Here is a 23430-nt window from a genome sequence, read left to right as displayed (position 1 = left end):
ATCGAGCCGTGAGCCAGCCCGAACTCCTGAACCTCGCGCATCTGCGCGCTTTTCGCCTCGTTGCCGACACGGGCAGCGCCACGCGCGCCGCTTCGGCCTTGTATCGCGCGCAATCGGCCGTCACGCGCTCGGTGCAGGAACTGGAGACGGCGCTGGGCGCGCCGCTCTTCGAGCGCAAACCGTCGGGCATGCTGCCCACGGCCGTGGGCCGCGTGGTGCTCGAGCGCTGCGCGCGAATTTTTGGCGAACTGGAAGAACTCGCGCAGTGGTGCGCCGCGCGCCAGGCGCGCCGGCGCGCGTTGAGCGAAGGCACGCTTCCCGCGTATCTGCTCAACACCCGGCGGCTGCAGCTATTCGTCGCTCTCGCGCGGCACCGCCATATGCCGAGCACGGCCAATGCATTCGGCATCAGCCAGCCCGCCGTGAGCAGCGCCATGCGCGTGCTCGAAAGCGGCTCGGGTGTCACGCTCTTCCATCGCGGACCGCGCGGCGTGCTGCTCACGGCCGAGGGCGAGACCTTCCTGCTGCACGTGCGGCGCGCGCTCAACGAACTGCGTCACGTACCCGACGATATTGCGGCGCTGCACGGCAATATCCAGGGCGCGGTGACCGTGGGCGCGCTGCCATTGGGCCGCACGCTGATCCTGCCGGCCGCCATCGCGCGCCTTTCCGCGCAGCATCCGGGCGTGCGCGTCGTGACCGACGAAAGCGCGTATGAACTGCTCGTGGCGGGCCTGCGCGCGGGCGACGTGGACTTCGTGCTCGGCGCGCTGCGCGAAAACGATGCGGCAAGCGGCCTCGGCAACGAACGATTGATGTCGGAAGACATGGTCGTGCTCGCGCGGCGCGATCATCCATTCGCGAAAAAGCATAGCCTCACGCTCAACGATCTGCGTGATGCTCAATGGATACTTTCACGCACGCATTCGCCTTCGCGCGGGCTGCTCGAAGCGCAGTTCCGCCGCGTGAAGCTCAAGCCGCCCCTGCCCACCGTCGAAACCGCCGATCTCGCCGTGATTCGCGGGTTGCTGCTTGGCACGGACATGATCACGGCGCTCTCGGCGCAGCAGTTGCACTACGAAATCGAATCGGGCCAGTTGGTGATTCTCGACGTGCCGCTGCAGCACACACGCCGCGATATCGGGCTGACACTGCGCGCGCAGGGCTCGCCCTCGCCTGCGGCACGCGCGCTGATCGACGCGATCCGGCTCGCGGTGATGGAGGTTGCGCCCGCAACGCGTGTGGTGGAGGGGCGGCGCGCGGGGTGAATCCGCAAGCCCCATGAGACGATCGTCAGCGAGAATCGAAAGTCCGTAGTGCAAAGCGTTGCGCTCGTTCAGTCCAGGCGCTTTTCGAACCAGTGATGGGCATACGGTTCGGCGTTGAATGCATCGACTTCGACGAATCCAGATTGCCTGTATAGCGATATCGCCTCACACAGCGTTCGATTCGTCTCCAGACGAATAACGCGCGCCTTGGCCTGGCGGGCACGTTTCTCCGCCTCGACGATCAAGCGGCGGCCGACGCCCATACCGCGTGCGCAAGGACTCACCCACATTCTCTTGAGTTCGGCCGGGGACTTCTTGTGGAATTTCAGCGCGACACAGCCGATCGGGTCGCCGTGGAGTCTCGCGACGATTAGCGCGCCTGCGGGCGCCGTCAGTTCGACAGCATCTGCCGACAGGCTCAGGGACGGGTCGAATCCGGCTTCAAAACGCTGGTCGAGTTCGCTGAAGTACTGTTCAAAGCACCACCGCGCGTCACTGCTATCCGGGTCCTCGAGCGCAAAATGCACGAGCGATGCCTGCAGCAAACGTTCGACCTCGAACATGGCTTCGACCAGTCGCTGACGCTGTTTCTCTCCGAGAGGTTCGAGCACGCGTAACGCGACCGCGTCGGAGAGCCGTTCGAGTTCAGCCCTTTCGACGAGACCCGCCTCAGTCAGGCAAGCCCGGCGAACCCGGCGGTCTTTCGAATCGGTGAGGACAACGACCAGTTTTTGCCGCTCGAGCGACGCCAGCGTACGGCTGACATAACCCGAATCAAGACTCAGCCGCGCGCGCAGCGTACGGATATCCGCCCCTTCGACACCGATCTCCCATAGCAGGCGCGATTCACCCATCGGGCGGCCTCGTCCGAGGAAATGATCGTCGATAGCGCCGATGCTTTCCGCGACGATGCGGTTAAACCGACGAATCTGAGGAATCGAGGACGCGCTCATATCTCTGACTCTAGTCAGAGATATCGAATCCGTCAACCGCGCATGCATTGCCCCGCTCGTCGAGTCAAACAAATGCGATGCCAGGGTTAACCTCGATAAATATATGCATAACGCACGCCGTAATAGTGGAGATGAGAACGCTAACGTTTGCGCAGAGACTACGAGCAGGCAGGAACCAAGAACCCACTAACCGGAGTCATTGCGCCCGCATCGCGCTCGCAGCCTTCGTCACCGCCCTCGCGGGATGCGGAAATGCCGTTTCGGATTCGGACATCCAGTTCGTCACGGCCGCCATGCCGGCGCAATTCGAGGCGTTCCGCATGTACGGCGCGGTCCCCTTTCGCGACGGCTCACCCGGTTTGTCTGCTCATGCGCCGGCCAGGCTCCAGCAGGGCTGCGAGGCGGTCGTTCGTTCGGCGAAGGGCAGCTTTCGCGAGTCGGTGGTCCTCGACAGCGAATCGGCCGAGTACTTCGAACTCGATGTCTCGCGTACGCCCGACGGATGGACTGTGACAACCGACAGCCTTGCCGCACCGAGCGGCAACTCCGTGGGACTTCGCACCCAGTTCACGAACTGCCTGACCGCAATCAAGGACAAGCTTCGGGCACAGCCGGAGCGGGTACAGTGAGCCATGCTCCCGCATGGCGAACGGGCAGCGTCCGTCCACAAGCAACGCCATGCCCGTTATGAAAGCGCTCTCGCGGCAAGCGAGTTAGCGCGCGGCCGGTCAATCCAGCGACGGCCCAATCTGCGCTGCGAGCGAATCGACCGGGCGTCTGCCTGCCATGGCTACCTCGAGGCCCTGATCGGCAAATGCCTGCGCGATGGCCGTGCCGATCTTGCCGAGCCCGATGATTGCATAGCTCATTGCACCCTCCATTCGTATTCCTGAATAACAGAAAATCACTTTGGCCGATTGTGTGCATCGGTTGTCAGACCTGGCCGATGCCGCCGTCATTCATCAGATCCGCGCCCGTCATATACGAACTCTGTTCGGAGGCGAGAAAGAGTGCCGCGCTGGCCATCTCCTCGGCGCGGGCGAGTCGACCGAGCGGGACCATGCTTTTGTACATGCTCACCAGATCCTCGCGCGTCGCCGACTGGGCGTCGAGTATCGGCGTGTCGGTGACGCCAGGACTGAGCATGTTGACGCGAATGCCGCGATCCTTGAATTCGGCGGCCCAGGTGCGCGCATAGGAACGCAACGCGGCCTTGGTCGCCGCGTAGGCCGTGTGCCCGGGAATGCCCATGACGTGCATGGCCGAAGAAACCAGGATGATCGATCCGCCCCCTGTCATCATCGGCAGCAGCTTCTGCACCAGAAAGACGGGGCCGCGCGCCATGAGGTTGAATGCCTTGTCGAAATGCTCCGGGGTGATGGTGTCGATCGAAGCCTGCTCGGTAAAGCCCGCGTTCGACACGATGATGTCCACGACACCCTTTTCTTCCCTGACCGCCGCGGCGACGCGGTCGAGGTCATCGAGGTTCGCGGCGTCGGCCTGGATCGCAGTCACGTTGCGTCCGATCAGTTTGGCAGCCTCTTCGAGCGGACCTTGCCTACGGCCAAAGATAAAGACGTGCGCGCCTTCGGCGACGAACCGCTGGGCAATCGCCAAGCCGATACCTGTCGTTGCGCCGCTAATGACGGCGACCTTGCCTGTGAGAGTCGACATTGAAATTCCTGCTTGTTGGTGAACGGAATCGACATCGTAATTGCCGCCCCAACGAATGATAATCAGCGGAGTTATCATGAGATCTATTCTTCGAGGGAATGGGTCTCACGAGAGACATGCAATGGATCGATTTCACGAATTGAACGCCTTCATCGCCGTTGTCGAAGCGGGCGGCTTTTCCGCAGCGGCGCGTAGAACCGGCGATTCACAGTCCGCCATCAGCAAGGCGATCGGTGCGCTGGAAAAACGCCTCGGCGTGCAGCTATTGAACCGCAGCACACGCAGCGTGACTCTCACTGATCAAGGGCAGAAATACTACGAGCGCACCAAGCCGTTGCTCGACGAAATCGAGGTAGCCGACAACGAACTGAGCAGCAGCACGCTCGATGTCTCGGGCCTGGCCCGCATCGCCGCCGCCTCGACGTTCGGCCGCCTGCACGTTCTCCCGCTCATTCCCGAACTGCTGTCGCGCCATCCTGGTCTTCGGGTCGATCTCGTGTTGTCGGATTTCGTTCGCGATATGGTGGAGGATCGAATCGATCTCGCGATTCGCGTGGGTACCATCAACGATCCAGATTCGGTCGTGCGGAAAATCGCGAGCACCCCGCTGGTCTGCGTGGGATCGCGCCGCTATTTCGAGCAGCACGGCATACCGAAGGATCCTGCGGAACTCGCGAGGCACAATTGCCTCGTCTATGGCGGTCTGATGGAATCGGCGAACTGGCCGTTTCATGGGCCGCAAGGGCGCTTCAACGTGCCGGTCCAAGGCAACCTGTCGTCCAATAGCGTCGAGACGATACGATCGGCCGTGCTCGCGGGTGTGGGAATCGGCCTCTTCGCGAAGCTCTCGCTCTCCGCCGAACTCGAGCATCCCGACATCGTCACCGTGCTGGACGACTTCATTGGGGACGCCCGTGATGTCAGCATCGTCTGGCCGAGCCGTCGCTTCGTGCCTGCGCGCGTGCGCCGGATCACCGACTTTTTTGCGGATGCCCTACCGCAGCGCTTGTAGAAGCGCGACGGCCTCGAACGCAAGAGATCAGGCAACGCTCGCGAACTGCGGGCGTCGAGTGCCTGCGTCGTTCGACATCGATTCGCGCACGTGGCGCGCGAATTCCTGCGCCGCGGGCTGAACCGTCGCGGGCAATCGCAGGCAGATCGCGAACGGTGGCAGCGCGGGCAAGCCGGTTGCTTGAGGCGCGAGCGTCTCGAGGTCGGCCGGCACCGTGGAGGCGAGCCAGGTCGTGATCGCGAGGCCCGCACGCACCGTCGCAGCGGTCGCCTCGATGTTGCCGCTCTCGAATACCGTGCGCCACGCAATGCCCTCCTCCGCGAGCGCGCCGAGCACGACCGGCCGGAAGGCACATCGCTCGTCCACCATCGACAGCGGCAACGGCCGCTTCTGCCAGGCATCGCTGCCGCGCCCCTTGACCCACACCAACGGCTCGATGCGGACGACTTCGCCTTCGGCTTCGCTCTCGACATATTCGACCAGCGATATATCCACGCGGCCGCTATGCACCGCTTCGCTCAATTCCGGCGACGCCGCACACACGAGCGAAATCTCCACTTGCGGATGCGCATCGGCGAACGCCTTCATCGCCGGGGCGAGCGGTGTCACGAGATCGTATGGCACGCCCACGCGCAGGCTGCCGCGCAGTGATCCGCCCGTCATATCGGCCCAGATTTCGTCGTTCAACTGCAGCAGCTGGCGCGCCTTCACGAGAAATGACTCGCCATGGCGCGATAGCTCCAGCTTGCGCGTCTTGCGCACGAACAGCAGGCAATCCAGCACGTCTTCGAGACGCTTCACCTGCTGGCTCACGGCGCCTTGCGTCATATGCAGCAGATTCGCGGCGACCGTCATGCTGCCGCTGTCGGCGACGGCAACAAAGGTGCGGATCAGATCGAGGTCGAGGTTTCGGCTCATGGATGCATTATGCCGCGTAATGAATCGCATCAGGATTATTGCCTTTGATGATGCGTCGGCGATCCGTACAGTGCAAGTTTCATTCTTCCGGATCTGCACCGATGACCTCGATCCTGCCGCTTCTCCTGTTTGTCGTCATTGCGACCGTGACGCCCGGCGGCGCCACCACGCTCGCCACCGCTTCGGGTGCGCGCTTCGGTTTCGCGCGTTCGATTCCGCTGATGCTCGGCATCGCGATCGGCCTGGCTGTGCTCGCCGCCGTCGCCGGGCTCGGCCTGGGCGGTCTGCTGCTCGCGCTGCCGTCGCTGCAAACGGCGGTCAAGGCAGTCGGCTCCGCGTATCTGCTGTGGCTCGCGTGGCGCATCGCGCGCAGCGGGCCGCCGAACGCAGGTAACGGCCCCGCGCACCCCATCACGCTCGTCAACGGATTCCTGCTGCTATGGCTCAACCCGAAAAGCTGGGCGATGACGATCGGCGCCGCGGCGTCGTTCGCGCTGCTCGCAAGCAGTCCGAACCGACTCGCGCTGCTGCTCAGCGCTGCGTTCGGCGTGGCCGCATGCGTCTCGCTCGCGCTGTGGTGTGCGCTCGGCGTGCTGCTCGCCCGCCTCTTTCGCACGCCGCGCCATTGGCGCATCCTTAACCTTGCGATGGGCGTACTGCTCGCCGCATCCGTCATTCCAGCATGGAGATAACGATGTCTGGTCATCCGTTTGCCGAATCGTTCGACCTCGAAGCCGCATTCGCCGGCGTGTCCGATTACTGGTCGCCGAAAGTCGTCGCCCAGGTCAACGATCAGTACGTGAAGGTCGCCAAAGTGCGCGGGCAGCTCGTGTGGCACGACCACGAGCACGAGGACGAACTGTTCTTCGTCGTGCGCGGGCACCTGAAAATCGAGTATGAGGACGGGCGTGTCGTCGATCTGCCCGCGGGCTCGATGCACGTCGTGCCGCGCGGCACGCTGCACAATCCCGTCGCAGAGGACGAATGCTGGGTCGTGCTGATCGAGCCCGTGCAGACATTGCATACCGGGCGCGTGGAATCGCCGTTGACGAGGACGATCGACGAGCAGTTGGGCCAAGCGCGCTGAGGCGGCCTGGCCCGCGGACATCGACATCGCCGCTTCAAACAAACACCTTTTGCAGCCGACTGGGTTGAGCGCGAAGATACTGCTTCGGCGCCCTGACCTGGGCTCCGAAGTGAGCGGCAGCGTGCCATGGCCAGCGCGGGTCGAAAAGCACCGCTCGGGCCAGCGCGATCAGATCGGCGTCTCCCGTGCTGAGGATGGATTCGGCTTGTTCGAACTCGGTGATCATGCCGACGGCGATGACAGGGAGCGTCGTCGCCTGCTTCACGGCCCGTGCGAAGGGAACCTGATAGCCAGGCCCGACGGGAATTTGCGCGGCGGGGTTCGAGCCGCCACTCGAGACATTGATCGCAGCGCAGCCCCTGGCCTCCAGTGCGTGGACAAAAGCGATCGCGTCGTGCACGGACCACCCGCCGTCCATCCAGTCCGTCGCGGAGATCCGCATCGTCACGGGGCGATCGTGCGAAAACGCGTCTCGCACGGCTTCGAAGACCTCGAGTGGAAAGCGCATGCGGTTTTCCAGCGAGCCGCCGTACTCGTCGTCCCTGTGGTTCGAGAGCGGCGAAAGGAATTGATGGAGCAGATACCCGTGCCCACCGAGGATTTGAATGAAGTTCAGGTCGAGCCGTGAGGCGCGTTGCGCGGCGGCCGCGAAGGCATCGCGAATCGCGGCCAGTCCGCTGCGGTCCAGGGCAGTGGGTGGTGTCTCACCGGCCGCGAAAGCAACCGGGGATGGGCCGTAGGTGTTCCAGCCGTTTGCGCGACCATGAGGAATCTGTGCGCCGCCGTCCCATAACTTCTGCCGCGAGCCTTTTCGGCCGGCATGGTTGAGCTGGATCCCAATCGGCGTGTCGGACCAGCGCCGAACGCTCTGCAGCACGCGCGCCATGGCGAATTCGCTCTCGTCGGAATAGAGCCCTACGTCGCCGTAACTCGTGCGCCCCCCGGGGGTGACCGCCGTCCCCTCGATGGTGAGCGCCGCCGCACCGGAAAGCGCCAGTTGGCCGAGATGAATCAGGTGCCAATCGTTCATCAGCCCTTCTTCGGCCGAGTACTGGGCCATCGGGGCGATCACGATCCGGTTGGCGAGGTTCAGGTTGCCGATCTGTATCGGCGTGAACAGCATTGGATGGCTCGAACCGGTGCCAGTCGTGGCGCCGCTATTCGCGGCGACTTTGCCTGCGGGTGTGGACATGAAAATCTTCTGCCGGGTGATGAGTGACAGGTAGATCGTAGTGGCCACATGACGGAGCGATAATTCGCAGATTCTTCATAAGCCCGATTCCCGACGAGAATAGCCATGAGCGGCAGCATGCGGCCGCGTCAGAGCGGTTATGCTGTGCGTCAACGCAGGAGGCATGCATGGCAGAAACGTGGCAATTCCAGGTCCGCATCACCGTCGTGCCCGAGTCGGCCGATGCGCTGCGGGACAACCGCTCCTACGCGGGGCGCGACTTACTCGAAGCCGTCTTGCGCGATTACGACGCCTCCTTGAAGTGCCAGTTCGACGCATTCGCCGATTATGTCGAAGAGGCGGAACGCGCCGGGCGGGAACGTTATCCGCTATATCAATGGACGAAAGAGACGATCGCCAATCCAGCGAAAAAGGCGAAGTACCTGAAGTCGTTCGCGATATACGTTCGCGGTGAAGCGGTCTACGACAGGGAAAGCGCCGACGGGCTGTATGCTCGGCTCTCGGCCCTCGCTGACCAGCTGGGCATCGAAAGCGTGAACCGGCTCGACACGAACCCGGCCAACAATCCGCAGCCGCCCGCGCGCACGTGAGACAGACACCGGTTCTGCCGCATCGCACCATTGCCCCGGGCCACCAGGCGCTTTGTACTTGCGCCAGATAGCACAGAAAAATATGCCCCAGCCTGCAGACGGCATTCGTTAGAATCTATTTTCGTCGCGACAACAAACCCATCTGCATGGGTGCAGCAGCATCGAATCGCACATGCTGCTCACCTTGTTCATCCTTTATCGGAGGCGAGCGTGTCAGGTTTACTTCCCAATGTCGACCGCGAGGGACTCCTCGAATATTCAGTGGTTTACACCGACCGCTCGATCAATCACATGTCGCAGCTCTTTCAGGGCGTCATGCGGGATATCTCCAGCTCCCTGAAAAAAGTCTACAACGCGAAGTCGGTCGTGATCGTCCCAGGCAGCGGGACTTTCGGCATGGAAGCCGTTGCCCGGCAGTTCGCGACGAACAGGAAGTGCCTCGTCATTCGCAATGGCTGGTTCAGTTTCCGCTGGTCGCAGATTTTCGACATGGGCAGCATTCCCTCTGAATCGATCGTGTTGAAGGCGCGCCCGGTCGAACAGGGAAGGCAGGCCGCCTATGCGCCGCCCCCGGTCGAAGAAGTCGTCGCGGCGATCAAGGAGAACAAGCCCGATCTGGTCTTTGCGCCGCATGTCGAAACCGCATCGGGAATGATGCTGCCCGATGCGTATCTGCGCGCGGTGGCCGACGCCGTGCATGCCGTAGGCGGCATGTTCGCACTCGACTGCATCGCCTCCGGTACGGTCTGGGTCGACATGGAGAAAAGCGGCGTCGATATCCTGATCAGCGCACCGCAAAAGGGCTGGAGCGCGTCACCCTGTTGCGCGCTCGTCATGCTCGGCCCGCTCGCCCGCGAACGGATCGACGCAACGACCAGCACCAGCTTCGCCTGCGATCTTCGCAAGTGGCTGCAGATCATGGAAGCCTATGAGAGCGGCGGATTCGCTTACCACGCGACCATGCCCACGGACAGTCTCGCGACGCTGCGCGACGTGATCAAGGAAACCGAGGCATACGGCTTTGACAAGGTAATGGCGGAGCAGCTCGAACTCGGCAAGCGTATTCGCTCGCTGCTCGTGAGCAAGGGTTTCCGAAGCGTCGCGGCCGAAGGTTTCGAGGCACCGGGCGTCGTGGTCAGCTATTCGGACGACGACGGCATACGATCCGGCAAGAAGTTCGCCGATGCCGGCGTGCAGATCGCGGCTGGCGTTCCCCTCCAATGCGACGAGCCTGAAGACTTCAAGACCTTCCGTATCGGGTTATTCGGCCTCGAAAAACTGCATGACATCGAAGGCACGGTCGCGAGGTTCGCGAAGGCGTTGGACCGCATTCTTTAACCCGCTTCGTCAGGTCATCGCGAAGCGAAACGAGCGCCCTTGCGGCGCTCGTTGTCGTTTTGGCGCCTCGTGTGAAGTCAAACGCTGCGGACTCACGCGTCTGCCGGCGTGTCGACGTAGCGCAGACCCTTTTCGGCCAGGCGCTCGCGCATGCCGTAATAGTCGAGGCCGAGCGTGCCGCCCGCGAGCACCGCGCGCGTCTTTTCTTCCTTGGCGAGGCGCGCCTGGGTCGCTTCCACGACCTTCGCAACGGTGGCGAACGGCACCACGACCACGCCGTCGTCGTCGGCCACGATGACGTCGCCCGGGTGCACGATCTGCTGCGCGCACACCACCGGCACGTTCACCGAACCGAGCGTTTCCTTCACCGTGCCTTGCGCCGAAACGGCCTTCGACCACACCGGGAAGTCCATCGCCTTCAGTGCGCGCACGTCGCGGCAACCCGCGTCGATGATCAGGCCGCGCACGCCGCGCGCCGCGAGCGAGGTGGCGAGCAGCTCGCCGAAGTAGCCATCTTCGCAAGGCGAAGTGGGTGCAGCCACCACCACGTCGCCTTCGCGACACTGCTCCACGGCCACGTGCAGCATCCAGTTGTCCGAGGGCGGCATGAGCACGGTCACGGCCGAGCCCGCGATCGCGGCGCCCGAATAAATGGGCCGCAGATACGTGGCGAGCAGGCCGAGACGGCTTTGCGCCTCGTGCACGGTGGCCGTGCCGGCTTCCTTGAGGATTTCGATGTGACGCGCGTCGGCGCGCGGAATCTGGGTGACGACGACACCACGTTTCATGACAGATCTCCCACCACTGCGGGCGTCAGGCGCATATAGCCTTCCGCGTATTGAATGTCGCGCTTCGCCGTAATGCCGATGTTGCGCTTGGCCTGCACGCCGCGCTGTTGCGCGACACGCGTGTAGTACTCCCAAAGGTGTTCCTGGCCCGCCATGCATTCGATGGCGCGGCGTTTCACGTCCCACACTTCGGTGATGTCGAGGAAGGTGTTCGGAATCCACTCGCACTGCTCGGTCTGGTGCGGTTCGAATGCGTAGACCGGCGGCGCGCCGACGATCTTCTGCCCCGGATTGTGGCCTTCGGCCTGGGCGATGATGCGCGCTTCCTGCGCCACGTGCATCGCGAGCGGATGATCGAAGTTGTACGGGTCTTTCTGCGAATGGCTCAGCACGAACGCGGGCTGCACGTCGCGATAAACGTCGACGAGGCGCAGAAGCGCTTCATCGGAAACGCGCAGCGGGTAATCGCCCAGATCGAAGAACTCGCACTCCGCGCCCAGAATCTCGGCGGCGGCGAGCGCCTCCTCGCGGCGCGCGGCCTTCACTTTCTCGATGGTCATGTCGGGGCCCTTGCGCCAGAGCTTCGCAGACTCGCCGCGCTCGCCAAACGAGAGGCACACGACCTTCACGCGATAGCCGTTCTTCCTGTGCAGGGCAATCGCACCGCCCGCGCGCCATACGAAATCCGCGCTGTGTGCGCTCACCACGAGCATCGATTTTTCAGTCATTTCCGGTTCACCAGACGTCGAACATCACGAAGCCTCATTGTAGGTTTGAGCGCGCCGTGCGAACCAACGAAAGGACTGCCGAAAGGCATCGAATCTGCTTATCGGCGCCGCATGGAACGCGCCTCGAAAACGGGCCAGGCCGCGTCTTGCCCATGCGGCGTCAAGCGTCGCGCTGTGCATTGATTGAGCGCGCAACGACGCTGGACGACGCCGCGCGTTCGCGCGGCGCACGCAAACCTTGTGACCCCGAATTTCCCAAGCTTTCGTTGCGCCCACATCAAATGCCCGAGACTGAAATTGTTGCGTAAACGCCGAATACACCTACTCACAGCAATATTTAAATAACACGCATTCTCATTTGCAATACAACCGCATACTTTTCCGGGCCGCTCGTGGGGCCAGCTCCGCGAGCCCTGTCTGCCCGGCAAAGCATAACCATTCGCCCGGAGCCTGCGCACAGCGCCAAGGCATCACGAGGCGCCGGCGCTACCTTCGCTACGACCTTTTTTATGTCCGCATCCCGTCTGCACCCGCCTTTCAATTTGCCTTCGCATTTCCCCGCTTCCCGGGTTGCGATCCTCGCCGCCATCGCCGTCGCGTTCAGCCTGCCCGCCGCGGCGTTCGCGCAAACCGCCGACGCGCCCGCCGCAGCGAGCGGCGCCGCCGCAACCGGTAGCGCCAGCAACGCCACGCTGCCCACCGTGAAAGTGCAGGCGTCCCAAGAAACGCTGCCGGGCGACCTGCAGCCGACCTTTGGCGGCGGCCACGTGGCGCGCGGCGGCGATTTCGGCGTGCTCGGTTCGCAGAAGAACATCGACGTGCCGTTCAGCATGACGACGTACACCGCGAAGCTGATCGAGGACCAGCAGGCGCGCACCATTGCCGATGTGCTCTCGAACGATCCGGCCGTGCGCACCGCCTACGGTTACGGCAACTTCCAGGAGGTATACGTCATTCGCGGCTTCACGCTCGACAGCGACGATATCTCGCTCAACGGCCTGTACGGCATCACGCCGCGCCAGCTCGTCGAGACGGCTGCGCTCGAGCGCGTGGACATCTTCAAGGGTGCGAGCGCATTCCTGAACGGCGCGGCGCCCAACGGCACCTCGATCGGCGGCAGCGTGAACCTGCAACTGAAGCGCGCCGACGACAAGCCGCTCACGCGCGTGACGCTCGAAGGCAGCGCCTCGGGCGAGTTCGGTACGCATATCGACGTGGGGCGCCGCTTCGGCGACAACGACCAGTTCGGCATCCGCGTGAACCAGTACAACCGCGACGGCGAAACGAGCATCGACAGCGAAATGCGCCGCGCCAACCAGACGGCCGTGGCGCTCGACTGGCGCGGCGAGAAGCTGCGTCTCGAAGGCGACTTCATGTATCAGCGTCAGCACGTTTCGGACGGCCGCCCCGTCGTCTATGTGCTCGGCGACGAAATTCCGGGTGTGCCCTCGGCGACGCACAACTACGCGCAGACCTGGTCGTATAGCGACGCGGAAGACACCGTCGGCATCCTGCGAGCCGAATACGACTTCCTGCCCGGCTGGACCGCGTATGTGACGGGCGGCGTGCGCCACACGAACGAGCATGGCGAATACTTCTCGCCCTACTACACCGATCCCACGACCACGACCGGCTCGCGCCTGGGCGTCGTGCGCAAGGAAGGCGCAATCTCGGCGGAAACGGGCGTGCGCGGCCACTTCAACACCGGTCCGGTGAGCCACTTCGTAACCGCGGGCGCCTCGATCGTGCGCGTGGAAACGCAGTCGGGCTGGACGCTTTCCAATTCGTTCCCGACCAGCCTCTACAGCGGCGTGCAGGTGCCGTATCCGGCGACGGCCTATCAGGCCGGCATGGACGGCAACCCGCCGATCACGGCACTGAACCTGATGCGCAGCGTCTCGGCCTCGGACACGCTCGGCTTCTTCCACGACCGCGTGCTGTTTACGGTGGGCGTGCGTCACCAGGAGATCCTGTCGAACGGCTACTCGTCGTCGACGCTGCTGCAGACCTCGAACTACAACGACTCGATCACCACGCCGCTGTTCGGCCTCGTCGTCAAGCCGTGGGAGAACGTCTCGATCTACGCGAACCGCAGCGAGTCGCTTTCGGCGGGCGGCATTGCGCCTCAGGGCACGACGAACTACGGCGACCAGCTCGCGCCGGAGCGCACGAAGCAGTATGAAGTGGGCGCGAAGTACGACAACGGCAAGTACGGCGCGCAGCTCGCGCTGTTCCAGCTCGAAAAGCCGCAGACCTACACCAACAGCGCGGGCGCCTATGTGGCCAACGGCAACGAGCGCCATCGCGGCGTGGAAGCGTCGGTGTTCGGCGAGGTGTACAAGGGCGTGCGTCTGATCGCGGGCGCAACCTGGATCAACGCCGTGCAACTCGACACCGACGGGGGTTCGACCGACGGCAAGACCCCGGTAGGCGTGCCGAGCTTCCTGCTCAACCTGGGCGCCGAATACGACGTGCCCGGGGTGCAGGGCCTCACGCTTTCGGCACGCTGGACGCATACGGGTCCGCAGTATTTCGATGCGGCCAACACCATGTCGATCAAGGCGTGGGACACCGTGGACATCGGCGCGCGCTATGCGACGAACGTGTTCGGCCGTCCGACTACGTTCCGCGCCAATGTTTATAACCTCGCCAACAAGGCGTACTGGTCGTCGACCAACGGTGGCTATCTGACGATGGGCGCGCCGCGTACCGTGTTGTTCTCGATGACGACGGACTTCTGACCGGCGATCGTCAGCGCGTCGCTAGACGGACGAAGGGCCGGGCAGTTCATCTGCCAGGCCCTTTTTGCCTTTGGCGCATGTGTATGGGCGATCGACGTTTGCTACCCGCCCACCACCGTGATCGCAAACCCGTCCCAGCCTTTGCTGCCCACCGTCTGCACAGCCGTGGTCGCAAGCCGCCTGTCGTTTCCAAGCATGTCGAAGTAGCGACGCAAGCCGACCACATCGTCCTCGTGATGCGCGGGGTCGGCCACGCGCCCTTCGCGCACCACGTTATCGGCCACGATCACCGTACCCGGACGCGAAAGCTTCAGCACGCGTTCGAGGTAATTCGGGTTGTTGCTCTTGTCCGCGTCGATAAACACGAAGTCGAACGGCGGCACGCCTTGCGCGATGAGCGCATCGAGCGATTCGAGCGCGAGGCCCGTCATGACCGTCACCTTCGCATCGAGCCCCGCCCGCGCGATGTTGGCCCGCGCAACGGCCGCGTTTTCCGGGCTGAATTCGAGCGACACCATCGCGCCGTCATCGGGCAGCGCGCGAGCGAGCCAGATCGCGCTATAGCCGCCCAGCGTGCCGATTTCGAGGATGCGCCGCGCGCCCTGGATGCGCGCGAGCAGATGCAGAAACTTGCCCTGATTCGGTGCCACGTTGATCGCGCGAAGGCCCGCTTTGGCGCTTGCGGCGAGCGCGCCGTCGAGCGCATCATCGGGACCGATCAGCCGCTCGCAGAACCAGTCGTCCACTGCTTGCCACGTTTGCTCGTTCATTACCCTGCTCCGCTTCTGGATCTGAGCCGCCAAGATTACCTCACCGCTCGCGACACTGCACATGCGCGAGGTGGCTGCATGCCCCATCGATTCGACGTCCTTAGTAATTGAATGAACCGGAGGGCCGGCTTTTGGCGCACCATCTCCGGCGACCGCGTTGCGCGCTCGCAACGCCACCGCCTTTCGTTGCGCGCGCAGGAATTGTCAAGCGCGCCGACCCGCCAGCCCAATCCGTGCGCCCAACTGTCAAACCGGCCGTCAGGCCGCGCCAGCCCGTCATCTGCGCGCTTTACGCAACGGGCATAAACACGCGCATTCATAGGGCGCGATCCTTGGCTCTCCGCTAAACTCCACCACACATTGACGCCGTTTCGAGATAACGCTTGGCGGCACCACGCCGCCAATAACCATAGCCGCTGTCTTTGCAAGATAAAGACAGCCACTGCGAAGAAAACAAAGGGCTGTTGCGATGCGACTCTCCGTTCAAGTTGGGCTGGGCGCGCTCGTCGCCGGATTACTGCTGGGGGCGAGCCTTTTCGCGGTGGACAAATCGGCTGTCGCCGCTACGCAGACGACAAAGGCGGCCGCGGCGGGAGCAAGCGACGTTCCCGCCTCCGCTCCCGCCGCAGCGCCAGTTACGGCCTCCGCTGCGGCCGCTGCTTCCGCCCCTGTGACGGGGCCCGTTGTCATCCAGACGGCACCGGGCTCCGTCATTCCCGAGCCTGCCGCTTCGACGCCGCTCGGGCAGCCGCGCACGCGCACGTTCACGTTGCGCCAGATGGGTGCGTACGGGCCGATCCCGCTGCGCGGCCTCGATCCCACCGGCGGCATGAATGTAGACGTTCGCACCGACGAAGTCGTGACCAGCGCAAAGCTCAAGCTCGTCTACACCTACTCGCCCTCGCTGATCTTTTCGCTTTCGCATCTCAGGGTGTTTGTGAACGGTGAAGTCGTCGCGACGATTCCGCTCGTGAAGGAGACGGCCGGGCAGCTCGTGACGAGCGAGATCGATCTCGACCCGCGCCTTTTCACCGACTACAACCGCATCACCGTGCAGATGATCGCGCACTACACGCTCGATCATTGCGAGGATGCCTATCATTCGAGCCTCTGGGCCGACATCAGCCCCGACACGTCGCTCACGCTCAACACGGCGGGCATCGTGCTGCCCGACGACCTCGGGCTCTTGCCTGTACCGTTCTTCGACCGCCACGACAATCGCCTCGTGCGCGTGCCCTTCGTACTCGCCGCCAACGCGGGCGTGCCCGTGCTGCATGCGGCGGGCGTCGTCTCGTCGTGGCTTGGCGCGCTCGCGAGCTATCGCGGCTCGCGCTTTCCGGTCTCGCGCACCGTGCCGCCCGACGCCAACGCCATTGCGCTCGTGCTGCCGGGCCAGGTGCCCGAGGGGCTGAACCTGCCGGAAATCAAGGGCCCCACGGTCTCGGTCATGGCGAACCCAGCCGCCGATCCGCAGTCGGGCCGCAAGCTCCTCGTGCTCGCGGGCCGCACGCCCGAGGAACTGCTGAACGCCGCCTACGCGGTCGCGCTCGGGCAGGCCGGCATGGCCGGCAACAGCGTGATGGTGAAGTCGATCGATCTCGGCCCGGCGCGCAAGCCCTACGACGCGCCGAACTGGGTGCCCACCGACCGCCCCGTGCTGTTCCGCGAGCTGGTGACGGACCCGCAGCAGCTCCAGGTATCGGGCTACAACCCGCCCGCGATCCGCGTGAATCTGCGCGTGCCCGCCGACCTCTATGCGTGGGCGCGGGGCAACGTGCCGCTCGACATCCGCTATCGCTACACGGCGCCTTCCGCATGGAACGACTCGGTGCTCAACGTGAGCATCAACGATCAACTCGTGCGCTCGCAACGGCTGCGTCCCGTCACGCGCGCCTCCGACGAAGCGCGCATCAACGTGCCGCTGCTTTCGGGCTCGGACACCCGTTCATCAACGAATCTGGAAATCCCCGCGTTCCGCGTGGGCAGCGACAACCAGTTCCAGTTCCAGTTCCATATCGATTCGCAGAAGACGGGGCTGTGCACCTCGACTGCCAACGATGTTGCGCGCGCGGCCGTCGATCCCGACTCGGTCATCGACTTCAGCGGCTTCGCGCACTACACGTCGCTGCCCAACCTCGCCTACTTCGCGAACAGCGGCTATCCGTTCACGCGCATGGCCGACCTCTCCGACACGGCCTTCGTGATTCCGGACCAACCCGACACGAAGGATCAGGAAGCCGTGCTCACGCTGCTCGGCCACATGGGCCAGTGGACGGGCCTCCCCTCGCTGCGCCTGACGATCGTGCCCGCCAGCCAGGTGGACAGCGTGCGCGACAGCAACCTGCTCGTGATCGGTTCGGGCTCGGGCGCGCAACTGCTCGAAAAGTGGGGCAATGACCTGCCGCTTCTCATCGAGCGCGGCAAGACCGAGGTGACCACGCGCGACCAGCGCAGCGGCTGGCCCGGCTGGCTCGGCGGCACCGAGGACGAGGACCCGACGCCGTCGGGCCGCTCGATCGTTACGCTCGGCGGACCGATGGCGGCGCTGATCGCCTTCGAGTCGCCGCTGAAGTCAGGCAGGAGCGTGGTGGCGCTCGCCGCGACTTCGTCGGCGCAGTTCGGCGACGTGCTCGACGCGCTCCAGGACGGCGGCAAGATCTCGCAGATGCACGGCGATCTCACGCTCGTGCGCGAAGGCCAGGTGGAGGGCCTGCGCGTGGGCAACCGCTATTTTGTCGGCGATCTGCCGTGGTATGCGCGCGCCTGGGTGTTTATCTCGCGCTACCCGGCACTGATGGCGCTCGCGGGCATTCTGGCCGGTCTGATCGTTGCGCTCACCGTGTTCTGGGCGCTCGGCCGCATGGCCTCCCGCCGCTCCGGGACCTGACGATGCGTCCGGGTTTGGCTACGCTCGCGCCCGCTCTGGCGCCCCGGCTTGCGCCCCGGCTCATGCGCTGGCTCGCGGCGGGCGCGTTTGCCTGCGCACCGCTCGCAACATTGGCGCTGCTGATGCCGGCTGCGACAGCGCACGCGGCCGCGCCGGCCGCCGGCGCCAGCGGCAGCGCGGCAAAATCCGCCAGCCCCGCGGCCTGCGCCTGGCCCGCGTGGAACGCGTTTCGCAGCACGCTGCTGAGCGCCGATGGCCGCGTGATCGACGCGAGCACGCCGCGCCAGGTGACCGTTTCCGAAGGACAGTCCTACGCGCTCTTTTTTGCGCTGGTCGCGAACGACCGCGCGAGCTTCGACAAAGTCCTTACGTGGACCGAAAACAATCTTGCGCAGGGCGACCTCGCCACGCATCTGCCGGCATGGATCTGGGGACGGCGCGACATCGGCGAGGACGGCAAGCCGGTTGCGGCGTCGGCAGCGTCTGGCACTTCAGGCGCCGCGCATGCCGGCGAGCCGCAGTGGGGCGTGATCGACAGCAACCCCGCCAGCGACGCCGACCTCTGGATCGCTTACACGCTGCTCGAAGCCGGACGCCTCTGGAACGAGCGCCGCTACACCGCGCTCGGCACGGTGATGGCCCGCAACATCGTGCGCGAGGAAACCGCCGTGCTGCCGGGTCTCGGCCGCACAGTGCTGCCGGGACCCGTGGGCTTTACGATCGGCAAGGACGGCTGGCGCCTGAACCCGAGTTACGTGCCGCTCCAGGTCATGCGGCGTTTCATGCTCGCGCTGCCGGAGGCGGGCGAATGGAAGGCGCTGCTCGCCTCGTCGGCGAGACTCGTCAACGAGACCGCGCCCAAGGGCTACTCGCCCGACTGGGTCGAATATCACGCGAAAGGCGGCTTCGCCCCCGACGCGCAAACGCACGCCGAAAGCGCGTACAACGCTATCCGCGTGTATCTGTGGGCCGGCATGCTCGCGGGCGACGACCCTCTGCGCGCCAGCACGCTCGCCACCTTCAGGCCGCTCGCGGATTTCGTCGGCGCGCATGGTTTTCCGCCGGAGCGCGTCGACACGACCACGGGCACAGCGGGGCCCAACGAGGGCAACGGCGGCTTTTCCGCCGCGGTCGCGCCGTATCTGGCGGCACTCGGCCGCAGCGATCTCGCGAACGCCCAGGTCGAGCGCAGCCGCACGCTCGCGCAAAAGTCGCCGCCTGGCTACTACAGCAGCGTGCTGATGTTGTTCGGGCTCGGCTACCTCGACGGGCTCTACCATTTCGACGCGCAAGGTCGCGTTGCCCCAGCATGGACGAGCGCATGCCCCACGCCGCGCTGAACGCTCTCGTGTCTGCCCGCCGCGCAGCCCATTTGCGCAGTGCGCGCCGTGAGGCGCGGTGCGCGGCTGCGCACGCCTTGCGAGGCGAAGCGATTTCACGCATGCCGCAACGCTTGTTGCCGAACATCGCACCGCGCCTCGTACCTAAACTCGTACCAAAACGCGTACCAGGATTCGCACCCAGACTCGCGCCGATCGTCGCGCTGCTCTTCGCGGCCTCGCCGTATCTGGCATCCGCGCAGGCGGGTCCGCAGCCGGCGGCCAACGCCGCCACGCCCTCCGCCCAGGCCGCGCAGCTGCTCTCGGCCGCACGCATGTGGGAAGGCAAGAATCGTCCGGATATCGCACGCGGGCTCGTGCAAAAAGCGCTGCTGTTCGACCCGCAGCAACCCGAGGCGCTCGCGTTGCTCGGCGAAATCGAGCTGCGCTCGAACCGCCCGGCCGAAGCCGCGAAAATCCTCGCGCAGCTCAAGAAGATCGCGCCCAATGCGAACGCAACGAAAGAACTCGACGACGCCTACCGCGTCGCCACGAGCGGCAAGATGGAGATGGCCCAGATCCGCCTGCTCTCGGCCGCCGGCAAGAGCGAGGAAGCCTCGGCGCGCCTGCTCAAGCTCTTTCCGAACGGCGCGCCCGCAGGCGATCTCGCGGGCGACTACTACCGCATCCTGGCCGGCACGACCGCGGGCCGCGCGCAGGCGATCAGCGAATTGCGCACGCGCGTGAAGCAGAATCCGAACGATCCCCGCCTCGCGCTGATCCTTGGCGACCTGCTCACCGACCGCGCCGACACGCGCATGGAAGGCCTCAACCTCATCTATCACGTGTACCAGCGCCAGGACAGCAACCGCGCGTTCGCGCTCGAACTGTGGCGGCGCGCGCTCGCGAGCGCGGGGCACGACGATCCCGCCTATTACGTGTGGTATCTGCGCTATCTGCAGGAAGTACCCGACGACTCCGACGCGAAGCAGACCGTCGCCGATCTCGGCAAGAAGCTCGGCGCGAAGGGCCAGGCGCAGGCGCAAGCCCTGGCGCAGAACCCATCGGCCGTCATTAGCGCGCCGCCGGCCACGGCCGCAGGCAACGCGCGAGCGTCAACCCAGGCGCGTGCACGGCCCCCCGGCCCCGGCGCCGCCGATCGTGCGCGCGGTCTGGCGCAACTCGATCGCGGCGATCTCAAGGATGCCGAAACCTCGCTGCAAAGCGCGCAGCGCGCGAACCCCAACGACGGCGAAACCATCGGCGCGCTCGGTCTCGTGCGGCTGCGCGAAGGCCGCCACGACGAAGCGCGCGAGCTGTTCGCGCGCGCCCTCAAGCTCGACCCGGACAACGCCGGCAAGTGGCGCAGCCTCGAAAAGACGGCCACCATCTGGGGCACCATTGCGAAGGCGCGCGAAGCCAATTCGCAGGGCAAGCCCGAAGAAGCCGAAACGCTCGCGCGCGAGGCGCTCAAGCTCGATCCGGGCAACACGACTGCCAGCGATATCCTCGGCAACGCGCTCATCGCGCAGAAGAAGTGGCCCGAAGCCGAAGCCGTGCTGCGACCGCTCGTGAACGCGCCGAAGCCCGACATGGACGCGCTGCGCGGCCTCGTGACCGTACTGCGCGAAACGGGCCGCGAAAGCGAGATCGAGCCGCTCATCGCCGCCACGACGCCGCGCGTGAGCGGTTCGAGCGCGGAGCAAAAGCAGCTGCACGCCGAACTGCTCTCGATCCAGGCGGACCAGCTGCTCGCGGACAACCGCAAGAGTCCGGCCATCGCGAAACTCGAAGAAGCCGTGCGCCTCACGCCCGACGACGCATGGACGCGTTTCAGGCTCGCGCGCCAGTACCGTGATCTGGGTCTGCCCGCACTAGGCCGCCAGGTCATGGAAGACGGCCTCAAGGTCTCGCAGGCGCCCGACATGCGCTACGCCACGGCGCTCTATCTGAATTCCGTGGACGACGTCGAAGCGGCCGCCGCGCAACTCGACGCGGTGCCCGAAGCACAGCGCAGCGAAGGCATGCGCGAGCTAATGGGCAATCTCGCCGCGCAGAAGAAGATCGCGCAGGCCCGCCAGCTCATCGCTCAGGGCAAGGAAGACGAGGCGCGCGCGCTGCTCGATTCCGCCGCCGCCAACGCGAACGCGGCCAACGACCCGCAGATGCTCGCCACGGTCGGGCGCGAGTGGATCGCGATCGGCGAGCCGGACCGGGGCCTGAAGCTCGTTCAGGACTGGCTCGCGGCGCACCCCGACGACCAGGCGGCGAACGGCGCGCGCGTGCGCTACGGCGAGCTGCTGGCGGCGGCCAACCGCGACGACGCGTGGGCGAACTGGATCGACGCGACGCGCGATCAGCCCGGCATCACCGACGAACAGAAGGCCAGTCTCGACGACCAGGAGCTGCGCCTCGTCGCGCGCGAAACCGGCCGTCAGATCGAGGCGGGCGACCTGACGGGCGCCCGCCATACGCTCGACGCCGTGCCGGACCGCCTCAAGACGACCAAGCGCTGGCTGCTCGAAGACGTCGATCTGCGCGAGGCGAAGGGCGACTACAAGGGCGCAATGGCCTCCGCGCAGAAGGTGCTCGTGACGCAACCCGACGACGCCGATGCACGCCTCGCCGTTGCGCGTATGCTGGAGCGCATGGGCCGAGACCGGGAGGCCGCCGACATGGTGCGCGCAGTGCTGGCCGACACCGCGGAGAACGACATCGACACGCGCCTTGCCGTGGCGCGGCGCTTCACCGCGCTCGGGCTGAACGACGAGGCTTCCGCCGTGGTCGATCCGTTGCGCGAGCAGTATCCGGACAACCCGGACATTACGATCCAGGCGGGGCGCGTTGCGCAGGCGCGCGGCAACTACAACGAAGCCGCAAGCCTCTATCGCACCTCGCGCACGCAGGAAGTGGCCGAAGGCACGCGGCCCGACGCCGACGGCACGACGTCGGCAGGCCGCGCGCTGCAGGGCCTGGAAGACCGCAAGCAGGGGCAGGTCGCGACCGGCTGGTATCAGTCGAACCTCTCGGGCGACCCCGGCATTTCCGAGCTGCACGCCACCGAAGTCCCGCTATACGTTCGCATTCCTGATGGCTATACGGGGCACTATTTCTTCCACGCCGATACGGTCTATCTGAATGCGGGCACGCTGCCCGGCAACGACCTCGACATCGCGTACAAGTACGGCAAGATCGCCGCGCTCGGCAACGCCGGGCTCGGTTCTGTCAACGAGACCGCGACGGGTGTCGCGCTCGCGGCGGGCTACGAGTTCAGCGGTGCGAACAATAGCTGGCGCGCCGACATCGGCAGCACGCCGGTGGGCTTCCCGATCACGAGCGTGCTGGGCGGCATTCAATATCGCCACGACTTCCCGAGCGGTTCGTCGCTCTCACTCGACGTCTCGCGCCGCCCTGTGACCGCGAGCCTGGTTTCCTATGCGGGCGGCATCGATCCGGTCACGGGCGAGAAGTGGGGCGGTGTCGTGCGCAACGGCTTCACCGTGCGCGGCGCGCAGGACTTCGGGCCGGGCACGATCTTCACGAGCATCGGCTTCGGCCTGCTGACCGGCACCAATGTGGAGACGAACCAGGAGTTCAAGGTTCGCAGCGGCTACGACTGGTCGGTGTTCAAGCGGCCCGACCAGATCGTGTCGAGCGGCCTCACGCTCAATTACTGGAAGTACTCGAAGAACGAACACAACTACACGTTCGGTAACGGCGGCTACTATAGTCCGCAGAGCTATTTTTCGGTCAGCATTCCGCTCGACTGGACCGGACGCTACAAGAAGCTTTCCTGGGAGATCGACGGATCGGTGGGCATGTCGTTCACGAACGAGAACGAGTCGCCGTTCTACCCGACGCGCCCAGGCCTGCAGGCCCAGGCGCTCGCGTTCATGAGCGCCAACGACCTCGGTTCGCCGTTCTTTGGCGGCGGCTCGGGCGGCGGCTTCAGCTATGCGGTCGAAGCGGCGGCCGAATATCGCGTGACGGAGCACTTCGTGGTGGGCGGCCGCTTCCGGCTCGACCGCTCGCGCGACTATGCGCCGAACGTAGGCGTGCTTTACCTGCGCTACTTCTTCTCCCCGCAAAAGGGTCCGGTGCCGTTCCCGCCGCGGCCGGTCGTCCCTTATTCGGCCTACTGACATGGCCACGGAGCGAGCGCGCA

General features: G+C 65.1%; 19 protein-coding genes. 11 read left to right on the top strand and 8 right to left on the bottom strand.

The annotated features are described in order from the left end of the window. The first annotated feature begins 8 nt into the window (after positions 1 to 8). Positions 9 to 1268, top strand: a complete 1260-nt coding sequence (locus AB4Y43_RS27945; protein WP_069265775.1) for a LysR family transcriptional regulator — start codon at positions 9 to 11, stop codon at positions 1266 to 1268. A 68-nt stretch (positions 1269 to 1336) separates the two neighbouring features. On the opposite strand, the gene AB4Y43_RS27940 is transcribed toward AB4Y43_RS27945, so the two are convergent. Beyond that, entirely contained in the window at positions 1337 to 2221 is an 885-nt protein-coding gene (locus AB4Y43_RS27940; protein ID WP_368729269.1) for a GNAT family N-acetyltransferase, read from the bottom strand. A gap of 293 nt (positions 2222 to 2514) precedes the next feature. Between AB4Y43_RS27940 and AB4Y43_RS27935 the strand changes: the two genes are divergently transcribed. Continuing rightward, positions 2515 to 2850: a hypothetical protein gene (locus AB4Y43_RS27935; protein WP_342949076.1), complete on the top strand. Its 336-nt coding sequence runs from the start codon at positions 2515 to 2517 to the stop codon at positions 2848 to 2850. A 99-nt stretch (positions 2851 to 2949) separates the two neighbouring features. Here the strand turns inward: AB4Y43_RS27935 and AB4Y43_RS27930 are convergent, their stop codons facing one another. Further along, positions 2950 to 3090: an NAD(P)-binding domain-containing protein gene (locus tag AB4Y43_RS27930; protein ID WP_368729268.1), complete on the bottom strand. Its 141-nt coding sequence runs from the start codon at positions 3088 to 3090 to the stop codon at positions 2950 to 2952. A 64-nt stretch (positions 3091 to 3154) separates the two neighbouring features. Beyond that, positions 3155 to 3895, bottom strand: a complete 741-nt coding sequence (locus AB4Y43_RS27925; RefSeq protein ID WP_069265773.1) for an SDR family NAD(P)-dependent oxidoreductase — start codon at positions 3893 to 3895, stop codon at positions 3155 to 3157. 121 nt (positions 3896 to 4016) lie between these two features. On the opposite strand from AB4Y43_RS27925, the gene AB4Y43_RS27920 reads away from it, so the two are divergent. After that, positions 4017 to 4907, top strand: coding sequence for a LysR family transcriptional regulator (locus AB4Y43_RS27920; RefSeq protein ID WP_069265772.1), 891 nt, complete (start codon positions 4017 to 4019; stop codon positions 4905 to 4907). A 27-nt stretch (positions 4908 to 4934) separates the two neighbouring features. Here the strand turns inward: AB4Y43_RS27920 and AB4Y43_RS27915 are convergent, their stop codons facing one another. Then, positions 4935 to 5825: a LysR substrate-binding domain-containing protein gene (locus AB4Y43_RS27915; RefSeq protein WP_368729267.1), complete on the bottom strand. Its 891-nt coding sequence runs from the start codon at positions 5823 to 5825 to the stop codon at positions 4935 to 4937. 101 nt (positions 5826 to 5926) lie between these two features. Between AB4Y43_RS27915 and AB4Y43_RS27910 the strand changes: the two genes are divergently transcribed. Together AB4Y43_RS27910 and AB4Y43_RS27905 are read left to right on the top strand one after the other, a co-directional pair. After that, positions 5927 to 6517 (top strand): LysE family translocator, encoded by a 591-nt coding sequence (locus AB4Y43_RS27910; protein ID WP_069265770.1) that lies wholly within the window; start codon positions 5927 to 5929, stop codon positions 6515 to 6517. Between the two features lie 2 nt (positions 6518 to 6519). Beyond that, positions 6520 to 6912, top strand: coding sequence for a cupin domain-containing protein (locus AB4Y43_RS27905; protein WP_069265769.1), 393 nt, complete (start codon positions 6520 to 6522; stop codon positions 6910 to 6912). A gap of 34 nt (positions 6913 to 6946) precedes the next feature. Here the strand turns inward: AB4Y43_RS27905 and AB4Y43_RS27900 are convergent, their stop codons facing one another. Next, positions 6947 to 8035 (bottom strand): NADH:flavin oxidoreductase/NADH oxidase, encoded by a 1089-nt coding sequence (locus AB4Y43_RS27900; protein WP_141710732.1) that lies wholly within the window; start codon positions 8033 to 8035, stop codon positions 6947 to 6949. Between the two features lie 236 nt (positions 8036 to 8271). On the opposite strand from AB4Y43_RS27900, the gene AB4Y43_RS27895 reads away from it, so the two are divergent. Both AB4Y43_RS27895 and AB4Y43_RS27890 read left to right on the top strand, forming a co-directional pair. After that, positions 8272 to 8694 (top strand): hypothetical protein, encoded by a 423-nt coding sequence (locus tag AB4Y43_RS27895; RefSeq protein WP_368729266.1) that lies wholly within the window; start codon positions 8272 to 8274, stop codon positions 8692 to 8694. 210 nt (positions 8695 to 8904) lie between these two features. Continuing rightward, the gene (locus AB4Y43_RS27890) at positions 8905 to 10032 is read left to right on the top strand and encodes an aminotransferase class V-fold PLP-dependent enzyme (RefSeq protein WP_368683376.1); all 1128 of its coding nucleotides are present in this window, start codon (positions 8905 to 8907) and stop codon (positions 10030 to 10032) included. 92 nt (positions 10033 to 10124) lie between these two features. On the opposite strand, the gene AB4Y43_RS27885 is transcribed toward AB4Y43_RS27890, so the two are convergent. Next, complete coding sequence (locus tag AB4Y43_RS27885) at positions 10125 to 10820, bottom strand: 4-carboxy-4-hydroxy-2-oxoadipate aldolase/oxaloacetate decarboxylase (RefSeq protein ID WP_069265766.1); 696 nt, start codon at positions 10818 to 10820, stop codon at positions 10125 to 10127. Continuing rightward, entirely contained in the window at positions 10817 to 11548 is a 732-nt protein-coding gene (locus AB4Y43_RS27880; protein ID WP_342949082.1) for a PIG-L deacetylase family protein, read from the bottom strand. The genes AB4Y43_RS27885 and AB4Y43_RS27880 overlap by 4 nt, the downstream gene beginning before the upstream one ends. A 509-nt stretch (positions 11549 to 12057) precedes the next feature. On the opposite strand from AB4Y43_RS27880, the gene AB4Y43_RS27875 reads away from it, so the two are divergent. Next, positions 12058 to 14289 carry a TonB-dependent receptor gene (locus tag AB4Y43_RS27875; RefSeq protein ID WP_368729265.1) on the top strand — a complete coding sequence of 744 codons (2232 nt, stop codon included), beginning with the start codon at positions 12058 to 12060 and terminating at the stop codon, positions 14287 to 14289. Between the two features lie 101 nt (positions 14290 to 14390). Here the strand turns inward: AB4Y43_RS27875 and AB4Y43_RS27870 are convergent, their stop codons facing one another. Continuing rightward, the gene (locus AB4Y43_RS27870) at positions 14391 to 15059 is read right to left on the bottom strand and encodes an O-methyltransferase (RefSeq protein WP_368729264.1); all 669 of its coding nucleotides are present in this window, start codon (positions 15057 to 15059) and stop codon (positions 14391 to 14393) included. 469 nt (positions 15060 to 15528) lie between these two features. On the opposite strand from AB4Y43_RS27870, the gene bcsB reads away from it, so the two are divergent. The 3 genes from bcsB (at position 15529) to AB4Y43_RS27855 (ending at position 23407) form a co-directional block, all read left to right on the top strand. Then, the gene (bcsB, locus tag AB4Y43_RS27865; protein ID WP_368729263.1) at positions 15529 to 17946 is read left to right on the top strand and encodes a cellulose biosynthesis cyclic di-GMP-binding regulatory protein BcsB; all 2418 of its coding nucleotides are present in this window, start codon (positions 15529 to 15531) and stop codon (positions 17944 to 17946) included. A gap of 122 nt (positions 17947 to 18068) precedes the next feature. After that, complete coding sequence (gene bcsZ, locus AB4Y43_RS27860; protein WP_368729288.1) at positions 18069 to 19286, top strand: cellulose synthase complex periplasmic endoglucanase BcsZ; 1218 nt, start codon at positions 18069 to 18071, stop codon at positions 19284 to 19286. Between the two features lie 101 nt (positions 19287 to 19387). Then, entirely contained in the window at positions 19388 to 23407 is a 4020-nt protein-coding gene (locus AB4Y43_RS27855; protein ID WP_368729262.1) for a cellulose synthase subunit BcsC-related outer membrane protein, read from the top strand. The last annotated feature ends 23 nt before the right edge of the window (positions 23408 to 23430 follow it).

This window comes from Paraburkholderia sp. BR10872, from assembly GCF_040965835.1.
Classification (GTDB): Bacteria; Pseudomonadota; Gammaproteobacteria; order Burkholderiales; family Burkholderiaceae; genus Paraburkholderia; species Paraburkholderia nodosa_A.
Note: the sequence above shows the minus strand (reverse complement) of the source record. Positions and strands in the feature narration are given on the sequence as shown.